Origin of the sequence: Rhodococcus artemisiae, from assembly GCF_036327795.1 — a bacterium.
Classification (GTDB): domain Bacteria; phylum Actinomycetota; class Actinomycetes; order Mycobacteriales; family Mycobacteriaceae; genus Rhodococcus; species Rhodococcus artemisiae.
On the sequence record NZ_JAUTXY010000005.1, the window covers coordinates 259,799 to 279,639 of the forward strand.

General features: G+C 65.4%; 18 protein-coding genes. 8 read left to right on the top strand and 10 right to left on the bottom strand.

The features are described 5' to 3' along the window. Positions 1 to 331 precede the first annotated feature (331 nt). Complete coding sequence (locus Q7514_RS13660; RefSeq protein WP_330133801.1) at positions 332 to 1,093, top strand: TetR/AcrR family transcriptional regulator; 762 nt, start codon at positions 332 to 334, stop codon at positions 1,091 to 1,093. An 82-nt stretch (positions 1,094 to 1,175) separates the two neighbouring features. On the opposite strand, the gene Q7514_RS13665 is transcribed toward Q7514_RS13660, so the two are convergent. Continuing rightward, positions 1,176 to 2,402, bottom strand: a complete 1,227-nt coding sequence (locus Q7514_RS13665) for an amidohydrolase family protein (protein ID WP_330133802.1) — start codon at positions 2,400 to 2,402, stop codon at positions 1,176 to 1,178. Between the two features lie 249 nt (positions 2,403 to 2,651). Here Q7514_RS13665 and Q7514_RS13670 point away from each other — a divergent pair, with 249 nt between their 5' ends. Beyond that, positions 2,652 to 4,334 carry an acyl-CoA synthetase gene (locus Q7514_RS13670; protein ID WP_408016082.1) on the top strand — a complete coding sequence of 561 codons (1,683 nt, stop codon included), beginning with the start codon at positions 2,652 to 2,654 and terminating at the stop codon, positions 4,332 to 4,334. Positions 4,335 to 4,343: 9 nt separating this feature from the next. On the opposite strand, the gene Q7514_RS13675 is transcribed toward Q7514_RS13670, so the two are convergent. Both Q7514_RS13675 and Q7514_RS13680 read right to left on the bottom strand, forming a co-directional pair. Then, positions 4,344 to 4,976, bottom strand: coding sequence for a response regulator transcription factor (locus Q7514_RS13675; RefSeq protein WP_330133804.1), 633 nt, complete (start codon positions 4,974 to 4,976; stop codon positions 4,344 to 4,346). After that, positions 4,973 to 6,136 (bottom strand): sensor histidine kinase, encoded by a 1,164-nt coding sequence (locus tag Q7514_RS13680; RefSeq protein WP_330133805.1) that lies wholly within the window; start codon positions 6,134 to 6,136, stop codon positions 4,973 to 4,975. The genes Q7514_RS13675 and Q7514_RS13680 overlap by 4 nt, the downstream gene beginning before the upstream one ends. A gap of 115 nt (positions 6,137 to 6,251) precedes the next feature. Between Q7514_RS13680 and Q7514_RS13685 the strand changes: the two genes are divergently transcribed. Continuing rightward, complete coding sequence (locus tag Q7514_RS13685) at positions 6,252 to 7,151, top strand: hypothetical protein (RefSeq protein WP_330133806.1); 900 nt, start codon at positions 6,252 to 6,254, stop codon at positions 7,149 to 7,151. 90 nt (positions 7,152 to 7,241) lie between these two features. Here Q7514_RS13685 and Q7514_RS13690 read toward each other — a convergent pair whose 3' ends face one another. From Q7514_RS13690 to Q7514_RS13705, 4 genes are all read right to left on the bottom strand, one after another. Next, positions 7,242 to 7,502, bottom strand: a complete 261-nt coding sequence (locus Q7514_RS13690; RefSeq protein ID WP_330133807.1) for a hypothetical protein — start codon at positions 7,500 to 7,502, stop codon at positions 7,242 to 7,244. Between the two features lie 186 nt (positions 7,503 to 7,688). Beyond that, a complete protein-coding gene (locus tag Q7514_RS13695; protein ID WP_330133808.1) occupies positions 7,689 to 8,570 on the bottom strand; it encodes a short-chain dehydrogenase/reductase in 882 nt (293 codons plus the stop codon). Continuing rightward, positions 8,567 to 10,075 (bottom strand): flavin-containing monooxygenase, encoded by a 1,509-nt coding sequence (locus Q7514_RS13700; protein ID WP_330133809.1) that lies wholly within the window; start codon positions 10,073 to 10,075, stop codon positions 8,567 to 8,569. The genes Q7514_RS13695 and Q7514_RS13700 overlap by 4 nt, the downstream gene beginning before the upstream one ends. Before the next feature lie 13 nt (positions 10,076 to 10,088). Next, entirely contained in the window at positions 10,089 to 11,105 is a 1,017-nt protein-coding gene (locus Q7514_RS13705; RefSeq protein WP_408016093.1) for a PDR/VanB family oxidoreductase, read from the bottom strand. Between the two features lie 278 nt (positions 11,106 to 11,383). On the opposite strand from Q7514_RS13705, the gene Q7514_RS13710 reads away from it, so the two are divergent. Further along, on the top strand, positions 11,384 to 12,583 hold the full coding sequence (locus Q7514_RS13710; RefSeq protein ID WP_330133811.1) for an IS110 family RNA-guided transposase: 1,200 nt from the start codon (positions 11,384 to 11,386) through the stop codon (positions 12,581 to 12,583). A 17-nt stretch (positions 12,584 to 12,600) separates the two neighbouring features. On the opposite strand, the gene Q7514_RS13715 is transcribed toward Q7514_RS13710, so the two are convergent. After that, complete coding sequence (locus Q7514_RS13715) at positions 12,601 to 13,491, bottom strand: metal-dependent hydrolase (protein WP_330133812.1); 891 nt, start codon at positions 13,489 to 13,491, stop codon at positions 12,601 to 12,603. Between the two features lie 106 nt (positions 13,492 to 13,597). On the opposite strand from Q7514_RS13715, the gene Q7514_RS13720 reads away from it, so the two are divergent. Then, positions 13,598 to 14,233, top strand: coding sequence for a TetR/AcrR family transcriptional regulator (locus Q7514_RS13720; protein ID WP_330133813.1), 636 nt, complete (start codon positions 13,598 to 13,600; stop codon positions 14,231 to 14,233). Positions 14,234 to 14,335: 102 nt separating this feature from the next. Here Q7514_RS13720 and Q7514_RS13725 read toward each other — a convergent pair whose 3' ends face one another. Beyond that, the gene (locus Q7514_RS13725) at positions 14,336 to 15,865 is read right to left on the bottom strand and encodes an acyl-CoA synthetase (protein ID WP_330133814.1); all 1,530 of its coding nucleotides are present in this window, start codon (positions 15,863 to 15,865) and stop codon (positions 14,336 to 14,338) included. A 34-nt stretch (positions 15,866 to 15,899) separates the two neighbouring features. Beyond that, complete coding sequence (locus Q7514_RS13730; RefSeq protein WP_330133815.1) at positions 15,900 to 17,054, bottom strand: acyl-CoA dehydrogenase family protein; 1,155 nt, start codon at positions 17,052 to 17,054, stop codon at positions 15,900 to 15,902. A 152-nt stretch (positions 17,055 to 17,206) separates the two neighbouring features. Between Q7514_RS13730 and Q7514_RS13735 the strand changes: the two genes are divergently transcribed. The 3 genes from Q7514_RS13735 to Q7514_RS13745 all read left to right on the top strand — a co-directional run bounded on the left by Q7514_RS13735 (position 17,207) and on the right by Q7514_RS13745 (position 19,838). Next, complete coding sequence (locus Q7514_RS13735) at positions 17,207 to 17,827, top strand: TetR/AcrR family transcriptional regulator (RefSeq protein ID WP_330133816.1); 621 nt, start codon at positions 17,207 to 17,209, stop codon at positions 17,825 to 17,827. Between the two features lie 86 nt (positions 17,828 to 17,913). After that, on the top strand, positions 17,914 to 18,930 hold the full coding sequence (locus Q7514_RS13740; RefSeq protein ID WP_330133817.1) for a LysR family transcriptional regulator: 1,017 nt from the start codon (positions 17,914 to 17,916) through the stop codon (positions 18,928 to 18,930). 110 nt (positions 18,931 to 19,040) lie between these two features. Next, a complete protein-coding gene (locus tag Q7514_RS13745; RefSeq protein WP_330133818.1) occupies positions 19,041 to 19,838 on the top strand; it encodes an enoyl-CoA hydratase/isomerase family protein in 798 nt (265 codons plus the stop codon). Positions 19,839 to 19,841 lie beyond the last annotated feature (3 nt).

Sequence of the window (19,841 nt, forward strand, 5' to 3'; positions counted from 1 at the left end):
ACGTCAGGTCCGGCCCGGGTTTCACGTCAACGTGCGCGGAACGCAACGGTACTACATACCGTAGATCTAACAGTATAGGCGTTGGGGGTTCCGGCGTCGCTTTGACGGACGCCTTCGCCGGCATTTCTGTTTCCGAGTGAGTGGGAAGCACGACGATGTGCTCGTGATCGCCGCTCGACGGCACATCCCGGCAACGTTCCGGTATGCGCTACAGTGAGCCGAAATGGTCGGCAGCACTCAGTGCCACCGGCAGTCCGTACCACCGCACGGGCCGCTTCGTGCCTGTGCTGCCGTCCTGATGGACGAAACTGTGGTCGGAAGTCGGAGAGCAATGGCGAGAAAAGAAGAGCCTCAGAAGCGCGAACGTCGCGAGCGCGGATCCATCAATCCCGAGGACATCATCGCCGGCGCGTTCGAACTCGCCGAGAACGTCCCGGTCGACAACCTGAGCATGCCGCAGCTCGCAAAGCATCTCGGCGTGGGTGTCACCAGCATCTACTGGTACTTCCGTAAGAAGGACGATCTGCTCAACGCGATGACGGACCGCGCTCTCGCACAGATGCAGGTCGAGGCCGTGATGGGCGATTCCGGCTCGGACTGGCGCGAACGCCTCTACAACCACGCACACGCGGCGCGCAGGGCATTCCTGTCCAACCCGATCCTGTGCGATCTGATCCTGATCAGGTCGTCGCTCAGCCCCAAGAGCGCCACACTCGGCGCGCGCGAGATCGAGCACATCATCGACGACCTCGTCAAGGGCGGCCTGCCTCTCGACGACGCGTTCGACGCATACTCCGCCGTCCAGCTACATGTCCGCGGTTCCGTCGTGCTCGCGCGCCTGCAGGAGCGTGGCAAGAAGTACGACCCGACATCGCAGGCCTACTACGAGAATCTGGTCATCACACCGGAGAGCACCCCGCTTCTCGCGGAAGCTGCAGGGCGTGGACGCGTCGGCGGCGTACCCGACGACTACAACTTCGAGTACGGGCTCAACTGCATCCTCGACTACACCAGCCGCCTCCTCGAGCAGAAGCCCACACCGACGAAGGCCACACCGAAGAAGTCGGCTGTGCGCTCCTCGCGCGCGAAATAACCTCTCGTAGTGCAGCATCTGCACATCGGAGCATTCGCGTGTGTGCGCTCGTTCCAGCAGACGAGTGCACACACGCGACGCCTCAGCGACCGGCAGTGATCCCCAGGTAATCCAGCACGTTGGTGCGCATGATCCGGTCTTGCTCACCCTCGTCGAAGTCGCCGAGTTCATTGATGAAATCCGTCGGCTTCTCGAGACCTTCGCCGTGCGGCCAGTCGGAGCCGAACAGGACGCGATCGGACCCGACGAGGTCGGCCAGAGCCCGGACGTCGTCTTCGTAGTACGGCGCCACCCACAGGTGCCGGCGAATCGTGTCGACGGGCGACTCGGCGAACGCCCACGGGGTCTGGTTTGCCTGCTTCTTCAAGCGTTTGACGAGCAACTGCACCCAGTCCGAACCGTTCTCGATGCTGGCCACACGTAGCTTCGGGTGACGCGCGAACACGCCGTCGAGAATCAGGCTCGCGACCGTGTCGTGGATTGCGCGGTCGGAGACCACAATGTTTGCGAGCGGATTCGACGTCTTGAAGGGCACGAACCGTGCCGGTGCTCCCCACGCACGTGCGATCGAGCCGTTGTACCCGCTGTCGCTGAGATGGAACGCCACCGGAATATCGGATTCCTCCAGCTTCGCCCACACCTCGTCGTACATCATGTGACCGAGCGACCTGGACGTCCCGTGCCCGGCTGGTACCGGCGCCGGACGGATGTAGACCAGCTTCACGTCTCGTTCGAGGAGTCGGTCGATCTCTGCGATCGCTTCATCGGGGTCGGCCAGCGCCAGCATCGGCGCCGAGATGATTCGGCTCTTGTAGTTGTATCCCCAGTCCTCGTCCAACCATGTGTTGAATGCGGTGACACTCGCCATCGTTGCCGGGATGTCTTCTTTGAGCGCCTCTTCGACACCGCACGCGAGCGTCGGAAGGAGAATGACCCCCGACATCTCCTGCTGCTCGATCATGTCGATCCGGACGTCGCGATCCTGGTAAGCAGGATTGAGCGGTTCCACCTTCATCAGGCTTCGTGGGTCGACTCCCTCCGGAATCTGCCCGCGGAACAGCAGGTCCAGAGCGCCCGGTACGATCACTGGGTCGAACGTCGGATTCGGAACGAACTCGAGAAGCTTTCCCCCGGCGAGTAATTCGGTGTGCTTGCCACGTTGGATCACTTCGACACCGCGGTCCTTGAATGCCGGGTCGAGGTACCGAGTGAAGGCGTCGACCTTCTCGTAGTAGTGGTTGTCGCAATCGACAGGCCGGTCGTACACGACTTCGTCGCTGCGGGTTGATTTCTCGGGCACGACGGTCATCGTCGTTCACCTCCGGTCGAAGTTTCGGTACACAGCGGGCGCGCAAATTTCCTCACGTCGACACTAGGCTAGATGCTTACTGTTGTCCATACGGTATCTATGCCGGCAGCCGACCGGCGGTCCGGCGGTGAGTGCGGCGGGGCTGCATGCCGACGATCGGACGCGGAACCCTACCGCAGGTGTTCCCGTATGGATTACAGTCGAGCGAATAATTCATGTGACGGGTTAGCTGATCCCACAGGAGTCATCTTGACCGACCGCACCGCCCAGCCAGCGACAGTCACCCGAGAGTTCACCATCCCGGAGCTCGTTGATGCCGTCGCATCGTCCATCCCTGACAGAGAAGTCGTCATCTTCCGCGACCGGCGGATCACCCAGAGCGTGCTTGCAGAGCGATCTCGCCGCCTCGCCGCATATCTGACCTCCCGCGGGCTCGGGGCCCGCACCGAACGCGACCGGCTCGAGGGACACGAGATCGGCCAGGACACCCTCGGCATCTACGCCTACAACGGCAACGAGTACCTCGAGTCTATGCTCGGCGCCTTCCGTGCCCGTGTCGCGCCGTTCAACGTCAACTACCGATATGTGGAGAAGGAACTCGAGTATCTTCTCGCCGACGCGGAAGCGAGCGCGATCGTCTACAACGCGGCATTCGCGCCGCAGCTCGCTCAGGTGTTGCCGGCGGTTCCTCACCTGGAGGTGCTGATCCAGATCGCCGACGACTCGGGCAACCCTCTGCTCCCCGGTGCTGTCGACTACGAAACTGTGCTGGCGCAAACCTCGCCCGACCGGCCGCGTGCTGCGCAGTCACCGGACGATCTCTACATCCTCTACACCGGCGGCACCACCGGGATGCCCAAGGGCGTGCTGTGGCGCCAGCACGATATCTACATGGCGTCCTGCGGTGGCCGGAACGTATACACCGGAGAGTGCATCGTCTCACCCGACCAAGTGGCATCGACCGCAGCCGACAATTCCGGATTCACGATGTTGGTGCTTCCCCCCTTGATTCACGGCGCGGCCCAATGGGCATCACTCACCGGCATCCTCACCGGACAGACCCTGGTGTTCTCGCCGGTGGTCGACCGATTGGATCCGACGGCAGTGGCACAGACGATCGAGGCCGAACGCCCCACCGCGTTGATGATGGTGGGTGACGCGATCGCGCGACCCCTCGCCGCCGAGTTCGAGAAGACCCATGCCGACCTGTCGTCGCTGTCGATCCTGGCGAACGGCGGTGCGATCCTGTCACCCACGGTCAAGCAGCGCCTCCTCGACCTCGTACCAGGCTCCGTGGTGATCGACGGCGTCGGTTCCTCGGAGTCCGGAACGCAGATGACCCACGTCTCGAGCGCAGGTTCCGTGTCGACCGGACGATTCACTCCCGGGTCGAACACCTGCGTCCTCACCGAGGATCTCGACGGACTCGCCGCGCCTGGGCACGAAGACCTGGGGTGGCTCGCACAACGCGGACATGTCCCGCTCGGCTACAAGGGCGATGCGCAGAAGACCGCGGCAACGTTCCCCGTCGTCGGGGGCGAGCGGTTCGTACTGCCCGGAGATCGAGCGCAAAGACTCGACGACGGATCGATCCATCTGCTGGGCCGCGACTCGGTGACCATCAACTCGGGCGGGGAGAAGATCTTCGTCGAAGAAGTGGAGATGGCGATCAGCTCGCATCCTGCCGTCGCGGACGTTCTCGTCGCCGGACGCCCGAGCGACACGTGGGGTGAAGCGGTCGTCGCGATCGTCCAGCTTCTCCCGGACCACACCGTAACGGCCGACGAACTGAACATGCATGCCGCGCAATCCGTTGCACGGTACAAACTTCCGAAGTCGGTGATCTTCACCGAGGCTATTCAGCGCAGTCCCGTCGGTAAGGCCGACTACCGTTGGGCGCGCCAGCAAGCTGCGTCGCTCGGGACCGAGTAGCCCTATCACTCACCACGAGACGATACCGGCGTCGAGTGCCAGGACCGCCGCGTGAGTGCGGTTCCGCGCACCGAACTTGGCGAGGATCGACGACACATGCGTCTTGACCGTCTCGCGGGTGACGTGGAGCGCTTCGGCGATCTCGCGGTTCTCGTCCCCCCGCACGAGCGCTTCGAGAACGCGCAACTCGGTTGGGGTGAGCGCCGGTCCGCTGCGGGTGCGCCTCGGCGCCACCATCAGATCACGCACCCGTTCCGGAAAGAGCACCGAATGACCTTCCGCGACCGTGCGGACCGCATTGGCCAGTTCCGTGCCACCGCTCCGTTTGAGAACGAACCCGGACGCCCCGAGCCGCAAGGCCTCCACGAGATAGGCATCGTCGTCGAAGGTGGTCATCATGACCACCGCCGGGGCGCTCGGGTTCCTCACTATGCGGTGCGCGGCCTCGAGTCCGTCCATACGGGGCATGCGCACATCGAGCAACAGCACATCGAGATCCCCGCTGTATCGTTCGACGAGGTCGATCGCGGCGGCCCCGTCGGTGGCGGTCGCGACGACCTCGATATCGACGATGGCACCGAGGATCGTGGTGAGACCGTCGAGAACCAGAGGGTCGTCGTCCACCACCGCGACATTGATCACGACCGCTCCATCGGGAACCGAACCTGCACCGTCCACCATCCGTCCTTCTCGCCGACGACGAGGACGCCGTCTGCACGGGCGACTCGGGCACGCATCGTCGTCAATCCCATTCCACGGCCGGGTGACATCGCAGGTTCGGCAATCCGGTTCCGGATGACAATCTCCAGCGTGTCGCCATGACGGAGTTCGACCGAGACCCTGCCATCACCGTGACGGAGCGCGTTCGTCAACGCCTCGCGCGTCACCTCCACCGCCGCCGCAACGGTGGGCTGCGCGAGATCCTGCGGTGTCTCGCCTGTTTCGCTGAGTACGGCACCTGCGAGGCCCACCATCGACCGGATCTCCTCGAGCCCCTGTCCGTGGGTGGAGGCGCCGTCGCCGGTTCCGGTCATGCGGCCGAGGGTGCTGTCCAACTGTGCGAGCGCGTCACGTCCGAGCTCCTCGATCGCATCGAGATGCCGGTTGGGCTCCAGTGATACTGCTTTCGCTGCCTGAGCTTGGACCGTCATCGCCGTGAGTGTGTGCCCGATGGAATCATGCAGGTCGTGCGCGAGGCGCGTGCGCCACGTCAGTTCGGTGTTCGCGGCCCGCAATTCGTCGAGGCGATCGGCGGCGGTCGGTGCGAGCATTACGGGGGCGAGGCGTCGTTCGAGGAACGCGACCCCGACGAACACCGCCAGTGCGAAGATCACCGCGGCGATCCCGGCCGCAGCGCGCACCGCCGCACCGAAGTCCGTGAGTATTCCGGATGAACCGACTCGGTCTGCTGGAAGGAACAGGCCGACTCCGGTGGGCAGACCGATCAGCAACGCGGTGAGCGCCACGCACCCGAGTGCCATTGCCGACAGCGCCCACCACAGGCCTTGCAGGCGTGTCGCCCACTCTCGCGGGTTACGAGTATCGGGCACGGTCACGTCGAGGAGCGCACGCGCGGCAGTGACTTCGAGGGACTTCACGCCCGGGGCTGTGAGCACCGCAGCGACCACCCCGAAAGTGAGTACACCCAATGCAGACAGGGCGAGCGCGACCTCCCAGCGCCCGAGATTCATGTTGGCCGCGAACGCCGTCCCGAACAACACACCGAGAGCAATGACCGAGGACGCCGCGGCCGCGCCGATGAGCACGTGCACGCCGGCGAAGAGGACTCGAGAGATCGCCACCGACACATCCGTCATTGAACCGCATCGCAGGCACGGTGCACCTCCCCCACGCAGGGGAGAACAAAGATCTCTTCCGGGGGAGGCGGCGTGATCGAGGACGAGGGAACGTCGAACCATGACCACGACAACTGCACCTGTACAGCGCGGATCCGTGACGATTCAGCGTGTTCTCACGACCGCGTCGATCATCGCCTGCCTCCCCTATCTCACGCTGAAACTGTCCTGGCTCGCCGGCTTCGACCTGGGCCGTATGCCTGGATCCGACTGGGGAACAACCATGTGGATCGCCAACCTCGGAACGGCAACCATGGAGACCTATGCGGTATTCCTCGCGGTCGCGTTCATCGCATCGTGGCGCCGTCGCGTTCCGGACGTGGTGGTTCTGTTGCCGATGTGGATCGCGACGGGCTTTCTCGCCGTGATCGTCGTCGGTCTGCCCATCCAGCTCGCGATAGGAGTGGATACCACCGCCGACTCGGGGAGCCCCCTCTCACTCGAACCATGGGTGTGGCCCACGGTGTACGCGGGATTCTTCGTGCTCGGAATCTCACTCATCGCGAACTTCGTACTCGATGCCCGCGCCCATTACGTGCCCCGGCTCGGTCGCGCATCCCACGACGGCCTCGTACTGCTGGTCGCCGCGGGTGTCGCGTGTGCCGTCATCACACTGAAGATCATGGGGTTCGTCGAGTCGGGATTCGGCGGTACCGGTGTCGCCGACACGGTTCTGATCGTCGCTGCCGTGGCCGTGGTTCCGGCTCTGGCGTACGCGCAACGACGCGGAACCACACTCGCCGCCGCCCTCGTGTGGTTCACCGGTGCACCGTTTCTCTCGATCGGCATATTCTTGCTGGTGCTCTCGGTGGTGCCGGACGAACTCGCCGATATCTCGCGGTACGCCACGATCGGCGCCGTCCTGATGGTCGCATTGGGACTGATCGCGGGCCGAACCCTGCACAGCATGCTCCGCCGACATCAGCCCTCCGACCAGGTATCGGCGACCCGGCATGCCTGACCGAGGCGGCGGTCGCCGATGCGCGACCGCCGCCTTCGATTCGCTTGCCGCCTCAGCGAGTCTGGAGCCGCTGCGCCCCGTCGAGACGCACTACCTCGCCGTTGATGTACGAGTTCTCCAGCAGATGCTGGTCAAGGAACGCGCCTGCACGATGTTGGTCATCAGATCGCCCTGCGGATCAGCTCTGCGCTTCCGCGCGAGTTCGCCGCCCGTCTGTGTGAGCACGCCGAGCTGGGTCACCATGTGCGTTGCACACTCTTCGATGCTCGCATACTCGTCGTCGCTGGTGCTGAAGAGCGCTTCCGCTGCGTATGCGACCGCTTCGTGGTTTGCCTGATCTATCCCGATCATTTGCGACACGGTCCGCATCGGCAGTTTCTCGGACACCGACAGGACGAAGTCGACGGGTTCACCCGAGTCGAGTTCAAGGACATCGATAGCACAACGGTTCACATTTTCGCAGGTGCCGGTCGGCCGTCCGCGGCAGTTACAGCATGCGCCGAAGGCCGGGATGCGCGCGGGAACAGATGACCGCGGTCACGGATCGATCGACTCGCGCCGTTCGAGGTCCCCGATGAGGGTGTGCACCCTGCGATTCCGCACGATCCACTCGTCGATCACCGGGTTGACGAGTCCGCGCAGTACCGAGTACGCGCCCCACAGTCTCGGCGTGACGACCCGCGGCGCCCGCCGTTCTATCGCGCGGACGGTCACGGCGGCGGCATGTTCCGCGCTGACCCTCCGGTTCATCGGCCACGGGAGCAACTCACCGACACGCGCTCCCAGCGGGTCGCGATCGAGGGTGTTGCGGGCGAGTTCGGTGTCGACGAAGCCGTAGTACGCGACGGTGACGGTCGCGGGGGTGTGGGCGAGTTCGAGACGCAACGCGCGCCCGACCTGTTCGACGGCGGCTTTGCTCGACATGTACGCCGATCCACCGAGGCCCGGGCTGAACGCAGCGGCCGACGCTACGACAACGATGTGGCCACCACGGGCGACGATGCCGTCGAGCGTCGGCTGAATGGTGTTGAGCGCGCCCGTGAGGTTGACCGCCATCACGCGGTCGAACTCCGCGAGATCGGACGTCCGGATCGTCGCAGGCGGGGGGGTGATGCCGGCGTTGGCGATCACCACGTCGATCGGGCCGAAATCCTCCGTGGCGCGAGCGACGACCGCGGCCATCGCACCGCGATCGGTGACGTCGGCGACCGCGACGAGGGTTGAGCTCGGATTCAGCAACTCAGCGGCAGCATTCACAGTGGCCTCGTCACGGTCGACGAGGACCACGCGCGCGCCACGGCCGAGCAGCTCTCGGGCCACTGCCAGCCCGATTCCCTGCGCCGCGCCGGTGACGAGGGCGACCTTGCCGGACAGGTTCAGTGCCATTCCCCGTCGCTTCGCTTGCCCCGAACGTGTCACGCCGGCACCTCCTTCGATTCTGCGGCTGCTGCTGCAGAGCCGAGCGACTTGCCGAGTCGATAGTCGGAGAGGTCGAACGTCGACAGCCTGCGGCGGAACGAGGCGTTGAAGCCTGGCCAGAAGGTGAAGTTGCGGCCCGAGGGGCTCAGATAGTAGCTGCTGCATCCGCCGGAGTTCCATACGGATCCGGCCAGGCGTCGGTCGGTGTCCTCGACGAAATCCTGCTGGATATCGGCTCGCACCTCGACGCTGTCGATGTCCGTGTCGTCCATGGCATGCAGGGCTGCGAGCAGGTAGTCGATCTGCGTTTCGATGGTAACCACCTGCGACGTGTAGACCACGGAGTTCGGGCCCAGCAGCATGAACATGTTGGGGAAGTTCTCGATCGTCGTCCCCAGGTAGGCGGTCATCTCACCGTCCGCCCACTGCTCCGACAGCAGGCGGCCGTCGCGGCCGCGCAGTCGGGAGAAGCCACTGTTGTTCGCGAGCTTGAAGCCGGTGCCGAACACGATGGTGTCGACCTCGTGCCGGGTGCCGTCGACGGTCACGACCGCGTCGCGTTCGACGTGATCGATTCCGGTGGTGACGACGTCGACGTTGTCGGATGCGAGGGCCGGATAGTACCTGTTGGAGAACGTCGGCCGCTTGCATCCGAATGCGTATGTGGGGGTCAGCTTCTCGGCCAATGTCCGGTCCTCGACCTGGCGGCGAAGGTGCCATCGTCCGAGTGCTGCAGCGCCGCTGAGCAATCCGGGGCGGTGGACGAGCCCGGGCACGAGGGCTTCCTGGACGAGATCCAGGGCCTTGCGGGCGGCACGCTGGGTGGCCGGCACCTTCGCGAAGAGGCGCTGCACACGGGGAGCGACCGGGCGGTCGGGGTGTGGAAGGATCCAGGTGGGGGTCCGCTGGAACACCGTCATGTGCTCGACCTGCGGTTGCAGGCGCGGAATGAACTGCACGGCAGATGCTCCGGTGCCGACCACCGCGACGCGGCGCCCGGCGACGTCGTGCTCGTGGTTCCAGCACGCCGAGTGGTAGGTGGCACCGTCGAACGAGTCGAGGCCGGGAAGGTTCGGCACGGACGGTTCACTGAACGGGCCCATCGCGGCGACGAGGATGTCGGCGGTGTAAGTCCCGCGATCGGTCTCCACGCGCCAGTGCTGGGCCGTACCGTTCCACGCTGCCTCGACCACCTCGGTCCCCAGATGCAGGTGGGGGCGGAGGTGGTGGCTGTCGGCGCAGTCCTCGAGGTACTGCTGGATTTCTTCCTGCAGCGGGTAGAGCCTGCTCCAGTCCGGTTTGGGCGCGAACGAGAAGGAGTAGAGGATCGAAGGTATGTCGCACTGGGCGCCCGGGTAGGTGTTGGCCTGCCAGGTTCCGCCGAGCGTCTCCGCGCGTTCGAAGACCGCGAAGTCGTCGATTCCGTCCTGATGGAGTCTGATTGCCGTCCCCAGGCCGCCGAAGCCGGCACCGATGATGGCGACGCGCAGGTGTGTGTCAGTCATGGTCCGACTCGCTTCACAGGTCGATTTCGAGTGTGGATCCGGCAGCGCGCGACACGCACGGAAGCATCGATTCTGCGCGCTCCTCGTCGAGGAGGCGCGTGTCGCGGTGGTCGACGTCGCCGGACACCACGCGCACCCTGCAACTTCCGCAGAAGCCTTGCCGACACGAATAGGTCGCGGACGGGACGGCACGCCGCAGTGCCGAGAGGGCGGTCTCGTCCGCAGCGACCTCGACGGTGGTTCCGGTCCTGGCGAGACGCAGTACGAACGGTTCTCCTCCGACGACAGGCGGCGGGCTGAATCGTTCGGTGTGCAGCGAGCAGGTCGGTGCCACGAGGGGGGCAAGCAGGTATGCATCCTTGATGAGGGGCGACGGACCGCACAGGTAGATGGCGCCGTTCGGCCGGGCGTGGCCGAGGATGTCGGCGATCGGGCTGATGCCGACTTCGTCGCCGGGCCGGATCAGGACGTCACCACCGGGGAGTGTCGACAGTTCATCGAGGAAAGGCATGGTGTCGCGGGATCGGCCGAGGTAGAGCAGCGTCCACGGAGTCCCGGCGCCGGCGACACTGCGGATCATCGGCAGGATCGGCGTGATTCCGATCCCGGCGGCTACGAAGAGGTACGAGGGTGCGTCGGCGAGAGGAAATGCGTTGCGGGGGCCGCGGACCCGGAGTGTGCTGCGTTCGTGGACCGCGTCGTGGATTTCGGCGGAGCCGACGCCGTCGCCGACGCGGCGGACAGCGATGCGGTAGCGGCTCCGGTCCGCGGGGTCGCCGCACAGGGAGTACTGACGTTGCAGACCCGACGGCAGGAAGACGTCGAGGTGCGCACCGGGAATCCAGGTGGGCAGAGGCCCACCGTCGGGTGAGGCCAGTGCCAGGGATACGACTCCGTCGGCTTCGGCGGTGCGGGTCTCGACGTCGAGCACGCGTTCGTAGTCGGTGTGCCGCACGGGGGCGGGCCGCGACAGGATCGGGGCGAGGCGGCTTTCGCTGACCAACTTCGAGTAGCCACGGGTTGCGCGCATCACGGCGCCGAGGAACGGCGACGGTGTGGTGACGGTGCTCACTAGGGCACCATCCTTTCTGCAGCCCTATCGGTTAGGGTTGTGATCTCTCGGTACCGGTGGGTGCACGGCCCTGTGTGCACGCCCTTCGAGGGCCCGCATGAGTACTGCCGGCCCCGCCGGGCCGGACGCCGTCGACCGGCGTCAAGAACATGCCCCAACGAGGCCCGATCAGTGAGCTTCCGGCAGCGGCTCCCCACTCCGAGCAGATCGCGTGACGACCTGTGAGGAGAACACCTATGTTCGTAGGCTGGGACCGGGGCAACACCGCCCACGACATGACCGTCATCAACGCTGAGGGCGAGCGCGTGTACCGCATGACGGTCCCGCACACCGAGGATGGCATCGGCCGTGCGATCACCGCACTCGCCGACCACGGTCATGCGACCGATCTGCCGGTAGCCATCGAGACGACCCGCGGCCTCGTCGTGGACCGCCTCCTCGCCGCCGGACATCCTGTTATTCCGATACATCCCAATGCCTTTCACGCTGCCAGGCCGCGATGGGGTGCGGCTCGCGCCAAGAGCGACCCGGGCGACTCGTTCACGCTCGCCGACTACGCCCGCACCGACGGGCACCGCCTGCGGCGTCTGACCGGAACCGGGGTCGAAACCCTCGAGTTGCAGGCGTTGACCCGCCAGCGTGGCGATCAACTCGAGTTGCGGACCGCGGCAGTCAACCAGCTCGCGGCACTTCTCGACACCTACTGGCCCGGCGGCAAGACCGTCTTCGCTGCACTGCACTCGGTGATCGCACTGGCGTTCCTCGACCGCTATCCGACCCCGCAAGCCGCCGCGGCACTGACACCCAAGCGGATGGAGGCCTTCTGCCGCAAGCACAGCTACAGCGGTCGCCGATCGGGTGTCGCCCTCACCGAACGCATGGGCAGCGCGCCTCAGTCGGCCGCACGACTCTCGGAACCTGTTGTTGCACAGTTGATCAGATCGCAGGTGGCGATCGTACGTGCGCTGCAGAGCGGGATCGACGCACTCGACAAGATCATCTCCGAGAAGGTCGCCGCCCATCCCTATGCCCCGCTGCTGGCCGACCTTCCGAGGATCGGTGTGCTCAACCTCGCGCAGATCATCGGCGAGGTCGGACCGATCCTCGAACGAGTCACCAGCTTCGACCAGCTCGCCGCCGAGACCGGCGTGGCACCGATCACCCGCGCGTCCGGCAAGAGTCACGTCGTCGGCTTCCGCCACGCCACCAACCGCCGCGCCCGACAAGCCCTGCACACCTGGTTCGACAACACTCGCCACGCGGACCCCTGGGCTCGGCACCGTTACGCCGACGCCCGCGCTCGCGGACAGCGACACCCTCACGCACTGCGAACTCTCGGACGGTCCTGGCTCCGCATCATCTGGGCCTGTTGGCGCACCGAAACCCCCTACGATCCCGAACATCGCAGTACCCGAAACCAACCGCTCGCAGCGTAGAGGTTGACTCAGGAATCTCATGCTGCGGCCTCCCGAGCTGCCGGCGACTGGGCGAGGTAGCGGACGGCCTTGTCGATGTCGCCCATGCGCGAGGGGTGGAAGTCGCGCTTCAGGTACGGCGGGATCTGCTTCGCGAGGAAGGTCAGAGTGGGGATCATCGACGCCTTCGCCGAGCGCCGGTAGGCGCGGGGCCACCACACGCGACGGGTTTCGGTGGTATCGATGCGGTACATATAGGCGGTGGTGCTGAACCACAGGATCGCCAGGCCCGCGAACGCGATGAATGCGGTGCGCACACGGCGCGCGTAGCTGCCGTCGACATACTGGAAGGCGTCGTACGCGACGTTGCGGTGTTCCATCTCCTCGGCGCCGTGCCAGCGCAACAGGTCCAGCATCGTCGGATCGACACCGCGTCGGTCGAACGGCGCGTTGTCGATCAACCACTCGCCGACGACGGCAGTGAAGTGTTCGGCGGCGGCGTAGATGCCGAGGCGTTCGCGCAGCCAGATCCGGCCCGCACGGCCCTCGAGGCCGTGCTCGCCGAAGATCTGGTCGACGATGTATCCGATGCGGTCGAGGACGGGCGCGATGTCGACGTCGTGCTCGGCGAGGTACTTGCGGAAACTCTCATGGGAGCTCGCGTGCGTGGCTTCCTGACCGACGAATCCGACGACCTCTTCGTGCAGACGCGGGTCGTCGATGTACCCCAGGGATCGGCCGAAGACGTCTGCCATGGCGCGCTCCCCCTCGGGGAGTACGAGGTGCATGACGTTCCAGAACTGAGTCGCGTACGAGTCGCCGGGGACGTACTGCAGTGGCACCCCGGACCAGTCGAAGCGCACGTTGCGAGCGGTGATCGCAAGTGCCTCTTCGCTGTAGGGCGTCGGAACACCGTGATGTGACGACATGCCTGACTCCTCGGTTGTTACGTGTTACTGGAAGATACAGCGAAGATACATTAGGACGTCTAATGTATCAATGTTTCAGGCAGAAGGATCGGGATAGCCTAGGACGATGCCTGCCGAACAACCGCCTGCCACCGCTGTCGCGTCCACCGTCGGCGCCACCAACCCGCCGGAGATCGAGTCGATCCTCGACGCGGCCGAGGCCCAGTTCAGCGAGGTCGGAGTCAAACTGACGACGATCAACGACATCGCGCGACGCGCCGGTGTGGGACGGGTGACGATCTATCGACGAATCGGCGGGCGGGACGAGATCGCGCACGCCGTGACCACCCGCAGCTCGGCGCGCCTGATCGAGGAGGTCGTCGCCACGGCCCGCGCCGCCGAAACCATCGACGACCTGATCGGCAATGTCTTCGCCACCACCGTCATGCGTATGCGCGAACACCCGGTCTGGAATCGGATGCTCACCCTCGAGACCGCAAGTTCGTTACCTCGGTTGACGACCGATGGGGGCCCGCTCCTGACCACCGCGATCCACGCTGCCGTCGCGATCCTCGACGAAGCTGTGGAATCCGGGCTGATGCCCGCCGTCGAGTACCTCAGCGCGCGCGCCGAGGTACTCGTCCGGGTTGCTCATTCCGTTGTTCTCACGCCGCAAGCGGTGATCCCTCTGGGATCCCACGACGAACTGGTGTCGTTCGCGCAATCCCAGCTGCTTCCGATCGTGGTGCCTCACCGGGCGTGACGCACAGCCCCAGCACCGCCGAAGAACCGGCAGCAGGTACGCCTTGCGGCGAGGCGCAATCAGCTCGAATCAGGGCCCCGGGTACACGGATTTCAGCGCTCATCAGGACCGCTCGGCCTGGGCTTCGCGAAGCTCACGCTTGAGGATCTTGCCTGCCCCGGACATCGGGATGGCGGCGACGAACTCGACGCTGCGCGGGGTCTTGTAGCCGGCGATGTGCTCCTTGCAGAATGCCTGCAACTCTTCGGCGCTGACCTCGGCGCCCGCGGCGAGGATCACCACGGCGTGCACTGTTTCTCCCCAGGTCTCGGACGGCAACCCGATCACCGCGGACTGCGCGACCGCCGGATGCTTGCTCAGGGCGCTTTCGACCTCGGCGGAGTACACGTTCTCTCCCCCGGTCACGATCATGTCCTTGAGTCGGTCGACGACGTAGACGAATCCGTTCTCGTCGAGGTAGCCGCCGTCGCCGGTGTGGTACCAGCCGTCGCGCAGGACGGCTGCGGTTTCGGCGGGCTTGTTCCAGTAGCCCTGCATGACATGTCCACCGCGCACACAGATCTCGCCGACGGTACCGGTAGGAACAGGGTTGCCGTCGATGTCGACGATCCGCAGTTCCGAATGCGGTGCAGCCTGCCCACCCGAGCGCAGTGTGGCGCCCTCGTGGTCGTCCGGGAGCAGGAGCGAGGCGACGGGCGCGACCTCGGTCATGCCGTACGCCTGGGTCATGCGCACACCCGGGAACATCGTCAGGACCCGGTTGGCCAGACCTTCACCGATCGGCGAACCGCCGTAGAGGATCCGCTGCATCGCCGACAGGTCGTATTCGCTCACGGAGGGATGGTCGACGAGGAGCTGCAACATGGTCGGGACCAGCAGGACGTCGGTGGGTCGATGCTGCTCGATCGCCTCGAGCACCGCGACCGGTTCGAAGAACGGCACGATGATGTGAGGTCCGCCGAGCATGACCTGACCTGCCCACGCTGCCAGGTCTGCGAGGTGGAACATCGGCGCGGCGTGCAGGAAACGTGCGGCACCGGACAAGAGTTCGCCGGTGGCGACCGTTCCGGCTGCCGAGGTCACCATATTTGTGTGGCTGAGCATCACGCCCTTGGGGAATCCGGTGGTTCCGCCGGTGTAGAAGATGCCGGCCAGCTGTTCGCCGGAACGTCGTGCGTCCTCGACCGGATCGTGGGTGGCGATCAGCTCTTCGTACAACACGGCGCCTTCGGAGGCGTCGTTCTCCCCCGCGTACACGATGGTGGTCAGGTTGGGGCAGGCACCACGAAGAGCGGGAACGGCTGCGGCGAACGCGTCGTCGACGATGAGCACCTTCGTGCCGGAATCATTGATCGAATAAGCGATCTCGGCGGGGCTCCACCGGATGTTGACCGGGTTCAGAACCGCATCGGACCACGGGATCGCAAGGAGGTATTCGGCGTAGCGGTCGCTGTTGAGCGAGAGCATCGCGACGCGATCGCCGGAGGTCACCCCGAGGCTGTGCAGTCCGGCGGCGAGACGCGCGATCCGATCGATGTGTTCACGGAACGTGCGTGTGCGATCGCCGTAGATGGTGGCGGGTGCCTCGGGAGTGCACTGCAGGGCACGGTGCAGGCCTTGGGTCAGGTACATCGAAGCTCCAGGTGTCCGGGGAACGGTGAGGGTCTTACAGCGAACGGGCGATGATGTCCTTCATGACCTCGTTGGCGCCGGCATAGATTTTCTGTACGCGACTGTCGGTGAACATGCGCGCGATCGGGAATTCGTTGGTGTACCCGTAGCCACCGAAGAGCTGCAGGCAGCGGTCGACGATCGCGCACTGCTGGTCGCTGGTCCAGTACTTCGCCATCGCGGCGGTGGGGACGTCGAGTTCGCCTCGGAGAAATCGGGCGATGCAGTCGTCGACGAAGGTCCGTGCGATGCGGGTGACGGTGGCGCACTCGGCGAGCTCGAAGCGGGTGTTCTGCATGGCCATGAGCGGCCTGCCGAAGATATTGCGTTCCTTCGTGTATGCGGTGGTCAGCTCGACGGCGTGCTCCATCATCGCGACACTTGCCACCGCGCAGATCAGGCGTTCGTTGGGGAGCTGTTCCATCAGCTGGACGAACCCTCTGCCTGCGTCGGGGCCGAGGAGGTTCTCCGCCGGGATCCGCAGGTTGTCGAAGAACAGTTCGGCGGTGTCCTGGCCCTTCTGCCCGATCTTGTCCAGTACACGTCCACGCTCGAAACCCGTTGTGTCGTCGGATACCTCGGCGACGAGCAGCGACAGTCCCGACGCCCGCGCATCGGGGTCGGTCTTCGCGGCGATGATCAGCAGGTCGCAGTTTCGGCCGTTGGAGATGAAAGTCTTTGCGCCGGAGACGAGGTAGTCGTCTCCGGACTTGACGGCGCGGGTACTGATGGCCTGCAGGTCGGATCCGGTTCCCGGCTCGGTCATCGCGATGGCGCCGATCCACTCCCCCGACGCGAGCTTCGGCAGCCAACGCTGTTTCTGCTCTTCGGTGCCGTACGCGAGGATGTAGTGCGGAACGATACCGGTGTGCACGCCGAGCTGCATCGCGCTGTCACCGGAGCGGATCTGCTCCTCGAACAGGATCGCTTCGTAGGCGAAGGTCGCACCGCCGCCGCCGTACTCCTCGGGGACCGACATGCACAGAAGACCCAGGTCGCCGGCCCTGCGGTAGACGGATCGGTCGGGATAACCCTGCTCGATGAACTTCGACTCGAGCGGCGCCACCTCCTTGGTGAAGAAGTCACGGGCGAGTTCCCGAACAGCAGCCGGCTCGCTCGCTTCGGGCGTGGTGATGAGTGCTGTGGACACGGCGCCTCCGGTGTCGCGCGATGATCGGGTTCGCTTCTGTTCCCGTGAGTGCCACCAAGGTAATGTGCTTGTTGGCACACTGTCAATAAGAATTTCGGGCCGGAGGTTCGCCCACCCGAAGCGGGGGCCACCAGGAGTGAGAAGGTATTTCCATGAGCTTGGAGGCCGAACCCCAGCGACAGCGTCTCGAACCCGACGCGCGTCGCCGACAGATCCTCGACTGCGCCATCCGACTGTTCGGTGAACGCCCCTACGCGTCGGTGTCGGCCACCGAACTGGCGAAAGAAGCCGGTGTCGCGCGAGGACTCATCAACCACTACTTCGGAGGCAAGCGCGACCTCTACCTCGAGGTCATCAAAGCGATGGTCACCGTGCCACCACCGGACCGGGTCACCGTCCCCGACGGCACTCTCACCGAGCGCGCCGACGCCTTCATCGACTGGTTCCTGACCATCCTCGAGCGCCACGGCAAGACCTGGCTCGTCGCGGTCGCCGGCGGAGGTATGGCAAGCGACCCGGACGTCGGGAAGATCCTCAGCGATGCAGACGACCTTGCCGCGGATCGCCTGCTCGAGGCACTCGGACCTGCCATCACCGAGGAAGAGGCCATGGCGCTCCACCCGATGATTCGCGCCTATGGCGGTCTGATCAAATCCACCGGCCGGGAATGGATCGAACGCCGATCACTGACCCGCGAACAAGTCCACACCCTGCTCACCGACACCCTCGTCGTGATCGTCGAATCGGCTATCGGGGCGTCCCACACCGCGTGAGGGTGCCGGCGGGCGGATATAGTGCATCATCCGGATTCGTGTCGGATCCAGGGCGGTACGCACCCGGATCGGACTAGTTTCGGGTCATGGACCTGCGCCAGATGGAGTACTTCCTCGCTGTCGTCGACAACGGTGGGGTGAACCGAGCCGCCGCCGCTTTGCGGGTAGCACAACCCTCACTGTCCCAGGCGGTACGCAAACTCGAGAAGGACCTGGGGACCGAATTGTTTCACCGGGTCGGCCGCGGTCTGGTACTGGCGCCGGCGGGCGAGGCGCTCGTCGGCCCGGCGCGCATGATCCTGCGGGACGCGGAGGCCGCGGCGAACGCGGTCCGTAGCGCGGGCCGGCCGAGCGGCGGTCGCATCGACATCGCCGCGATCTCGGACATGTCCACCGACCCGCTGTCGGTGTGGGTAGCCCGATTTCGAGCCAGGAACCACGACGTGCAATTCCGGATCGACGAACGAGACGACGCCGCGGACGTCATCGACCTGGTCCGGTCGGGTGCCTGCGAGTTGGGCTTCCTCCCGATGCCCATCGCCGGCGGCGATCTGGTCACCGCCGATCTGGTCCGGCAGAACTTCGTGCTCGTCTGCCCGCCGGGCACCGATGCGCTGTGGCCCGACCCGGTGCCCGCCGACGCCCTTGCGGGCGTTCCCTTCGTGATGAGTGAGCGTGGTACCGCCACAAGGGATTACCTCGACGAGACACTCCGCCTTCGTGGGGTGGAGCCGCGGATCGTGGTCGAGGTCCCCCAACGCGGGGCCGTGCTGCCGATCGTGATGGCAGGCGGCGGCGCCGCGATCATCCCGCTCCGCATCGCCCTCGAGGCCCACCGCCACAACGGAGTGGTGCGCGAGCTGTCGCCGCACCTGTCCCGGCAACTGGGAGTGGTCCACCGTCCGGGGCGGATGACCGCCGCAGCGCGTGCGTTCCTCGACTTCTCCCGGCGATCCTTCGAAATGTGGCTTCAGAACCTCGAGGCACACCGGGCGGCCGGGCATTCACTGTTCGATTCCGCCTTGCTCTCGATGCAGGAAGCCGACCGTCGGGTTCGCGAACGCACGCGCGAGCACACCGATGTCCGCCCAGGTAACCAATAGCCAATTGCAGTCATTTTGGATGAAAACATGTCTTTGACCTAGTCGGTCGTGACCCCTTCAATGGATGTGTGCCAGTTCACACGGCATTCACCGACATCCGAGGAGGGCCCATGACCGGGCGAGTCCACTGCACGATCGACGGAGCCGTCGCCACGGTCCTCCTCGACAACCCTGGTCGTCGTAACGCTGTGTCGTACACCGTGTTCGAGGAACTCGACACCGTCATCAGCGACCTGTCGCGCCGACCCGACATCCACGTCGTGGTGCTGGCCGGACAGGGCACCGACTTCAGCGTCGGAGCCGACCTCGCGGCCGCCCCGGAGAATCGGACGCTGCGCCGGGATTCCGTCGCCGGCGACACCGCCCGACTCCGCCAGGTGAGCACCACCCTGGTCGACTTCCACCGCATGCCCCAGATCACCGTCGCCGCGATCGACGGAGCCTGCGCCGGAGCCGGCCTGTCCCTGGCAGCCGCGGCGGACTACCGGATCGCCTCGCTGCGGGCCGTCTTCAACACCGCCTTCGTCGGCGCCGGACTGTCGGGCGACCTCGGCGGGGTCTGGCTGATCAACCAAATTCTCGGAGGCGCTCGCGCACGCGAACTCTTCCTCACGCCCGGCAAGATCACGGCAGTACAGGCACACCGGCTCGGACTCGTCACCGAAGTCGTGGTCGAGGACGTCCCCCTCCTCGACACGGCTGACGAATTCGCCTCGCGCCTCGCCCGTTCCGCACCCCTCGCATTGCGCGCCATGAAGGCGAACATTCTTCAGGCAGAACATGTCTCGCTCGGCGACTACCTGGTCACCGAAGTCGATCGAATGGTGCACACCTTCCATTCCGACGACGCCCGTGAAGCAGCCGCGGCCTTCCTGGAGAAGCGAGCACCGAGCTTCGCCGGCCGCTGACCT

What these genes read in the sequence shown, in the direction of transcription:
- Q7514_RS13690 (WP_330133807.1), bottom strand. Translation starts at nt 7,502, where the DNA reads ATGATCGGGATAGATCAGGCAAACCACGAAGCGGTCGCATACGCAGCG.
- Q7514_RS13745 (WP_330133818.1), top strand. Translation starts at nt 19,041, where the DNA reads ATGACCGGGCGAGTCCACTGCACGATCGACGGAGCCGTCGCCACGGTC.
- Q7514_RS13740 (WP_330133817.1), top strand. Translation starts at nt 17,914, where the DNA reads ATGGACCTGCGCCAGATGGAGTACTTCCTCGCTGTCGTCGACAACGGT.
- Q7514_RS13705 (WP_408016093.1), bottom strand. Translation starts at nt 11,105, where the DNA reads ATGCGCGCAACCCGTGGCTACTCGAAGTTGGTCAGCGAAAGCCGCCTC.
- Q7514_RS13715 (WP_330133812.1), bottom strand. Translation starts at nt 13,491, where the DNA reads ATGTCGTCACATCACGGTGTTCCGACGCCCTACAGCGAAGAGGCACTT.
- Q7514_RS13720 (WP_330133813.1), top strand. Translation starts at nt 13,598, where the DNA reads ATGCCTGCCGAACAACCGCCTGCCACCGCTGTCGCGTCCACCGTCGGC.
- Q7514_RS13725 (WP_330133814.1), bottom strand. Translation starts at nt 15,865, where the DNA reads ATGTACCTGACCCAAGGCCTGCACCGTGCCCTGCAGTGCACTCCCGAG.
- Q7514_RS13700 (WP_330133809.1), bottom strand. Translation starts at nt 10,075, where the DNA reads ATGACTGACACACACCTGCGCGTCGCCATCATCGGTGCCGGCTTCGGC.
- Q7514_RS13665 (WP_330133802.1), bottom strand. Translation starts at nt 2,402, where the DNA reads ATGACCGTCGTGCCCGAGAAATCAACCCGCAGCGACGAAGTCGTGTAC.
- Q7514_RS13660 (WP_330133801.1), top strand. Translation starts at nt 332, where the DNA reads ATGGCGAGAAAAGAAGAGCCTCAGAAGCGCGAACGTCGCGAGCGCGGA.
- Q7514_RS13710 (WP_330133811.1), top strand. Translation starts at nt 11,384, where the DNA reads ATGTTCGTAGGCTGGGACCGGGGCAACACCGCCCACGACATGACCGTC.
- Q7514_RS13685 (WP_330133806.1), top strand. Translation starts at nt 6,252, where the DNA reads ATGACCACGACAACTGCACCTGTACAGCGCGGATCCGTGACGATTCAG.
- Q7514_RS13735 (WP_330133816.1), top strand. Translation starts at nt 17,207, where the DNA reads ATGAGCTTGGAGGCCGAACCCCAGCGACAGCGTCTCGAACCCGACGCG.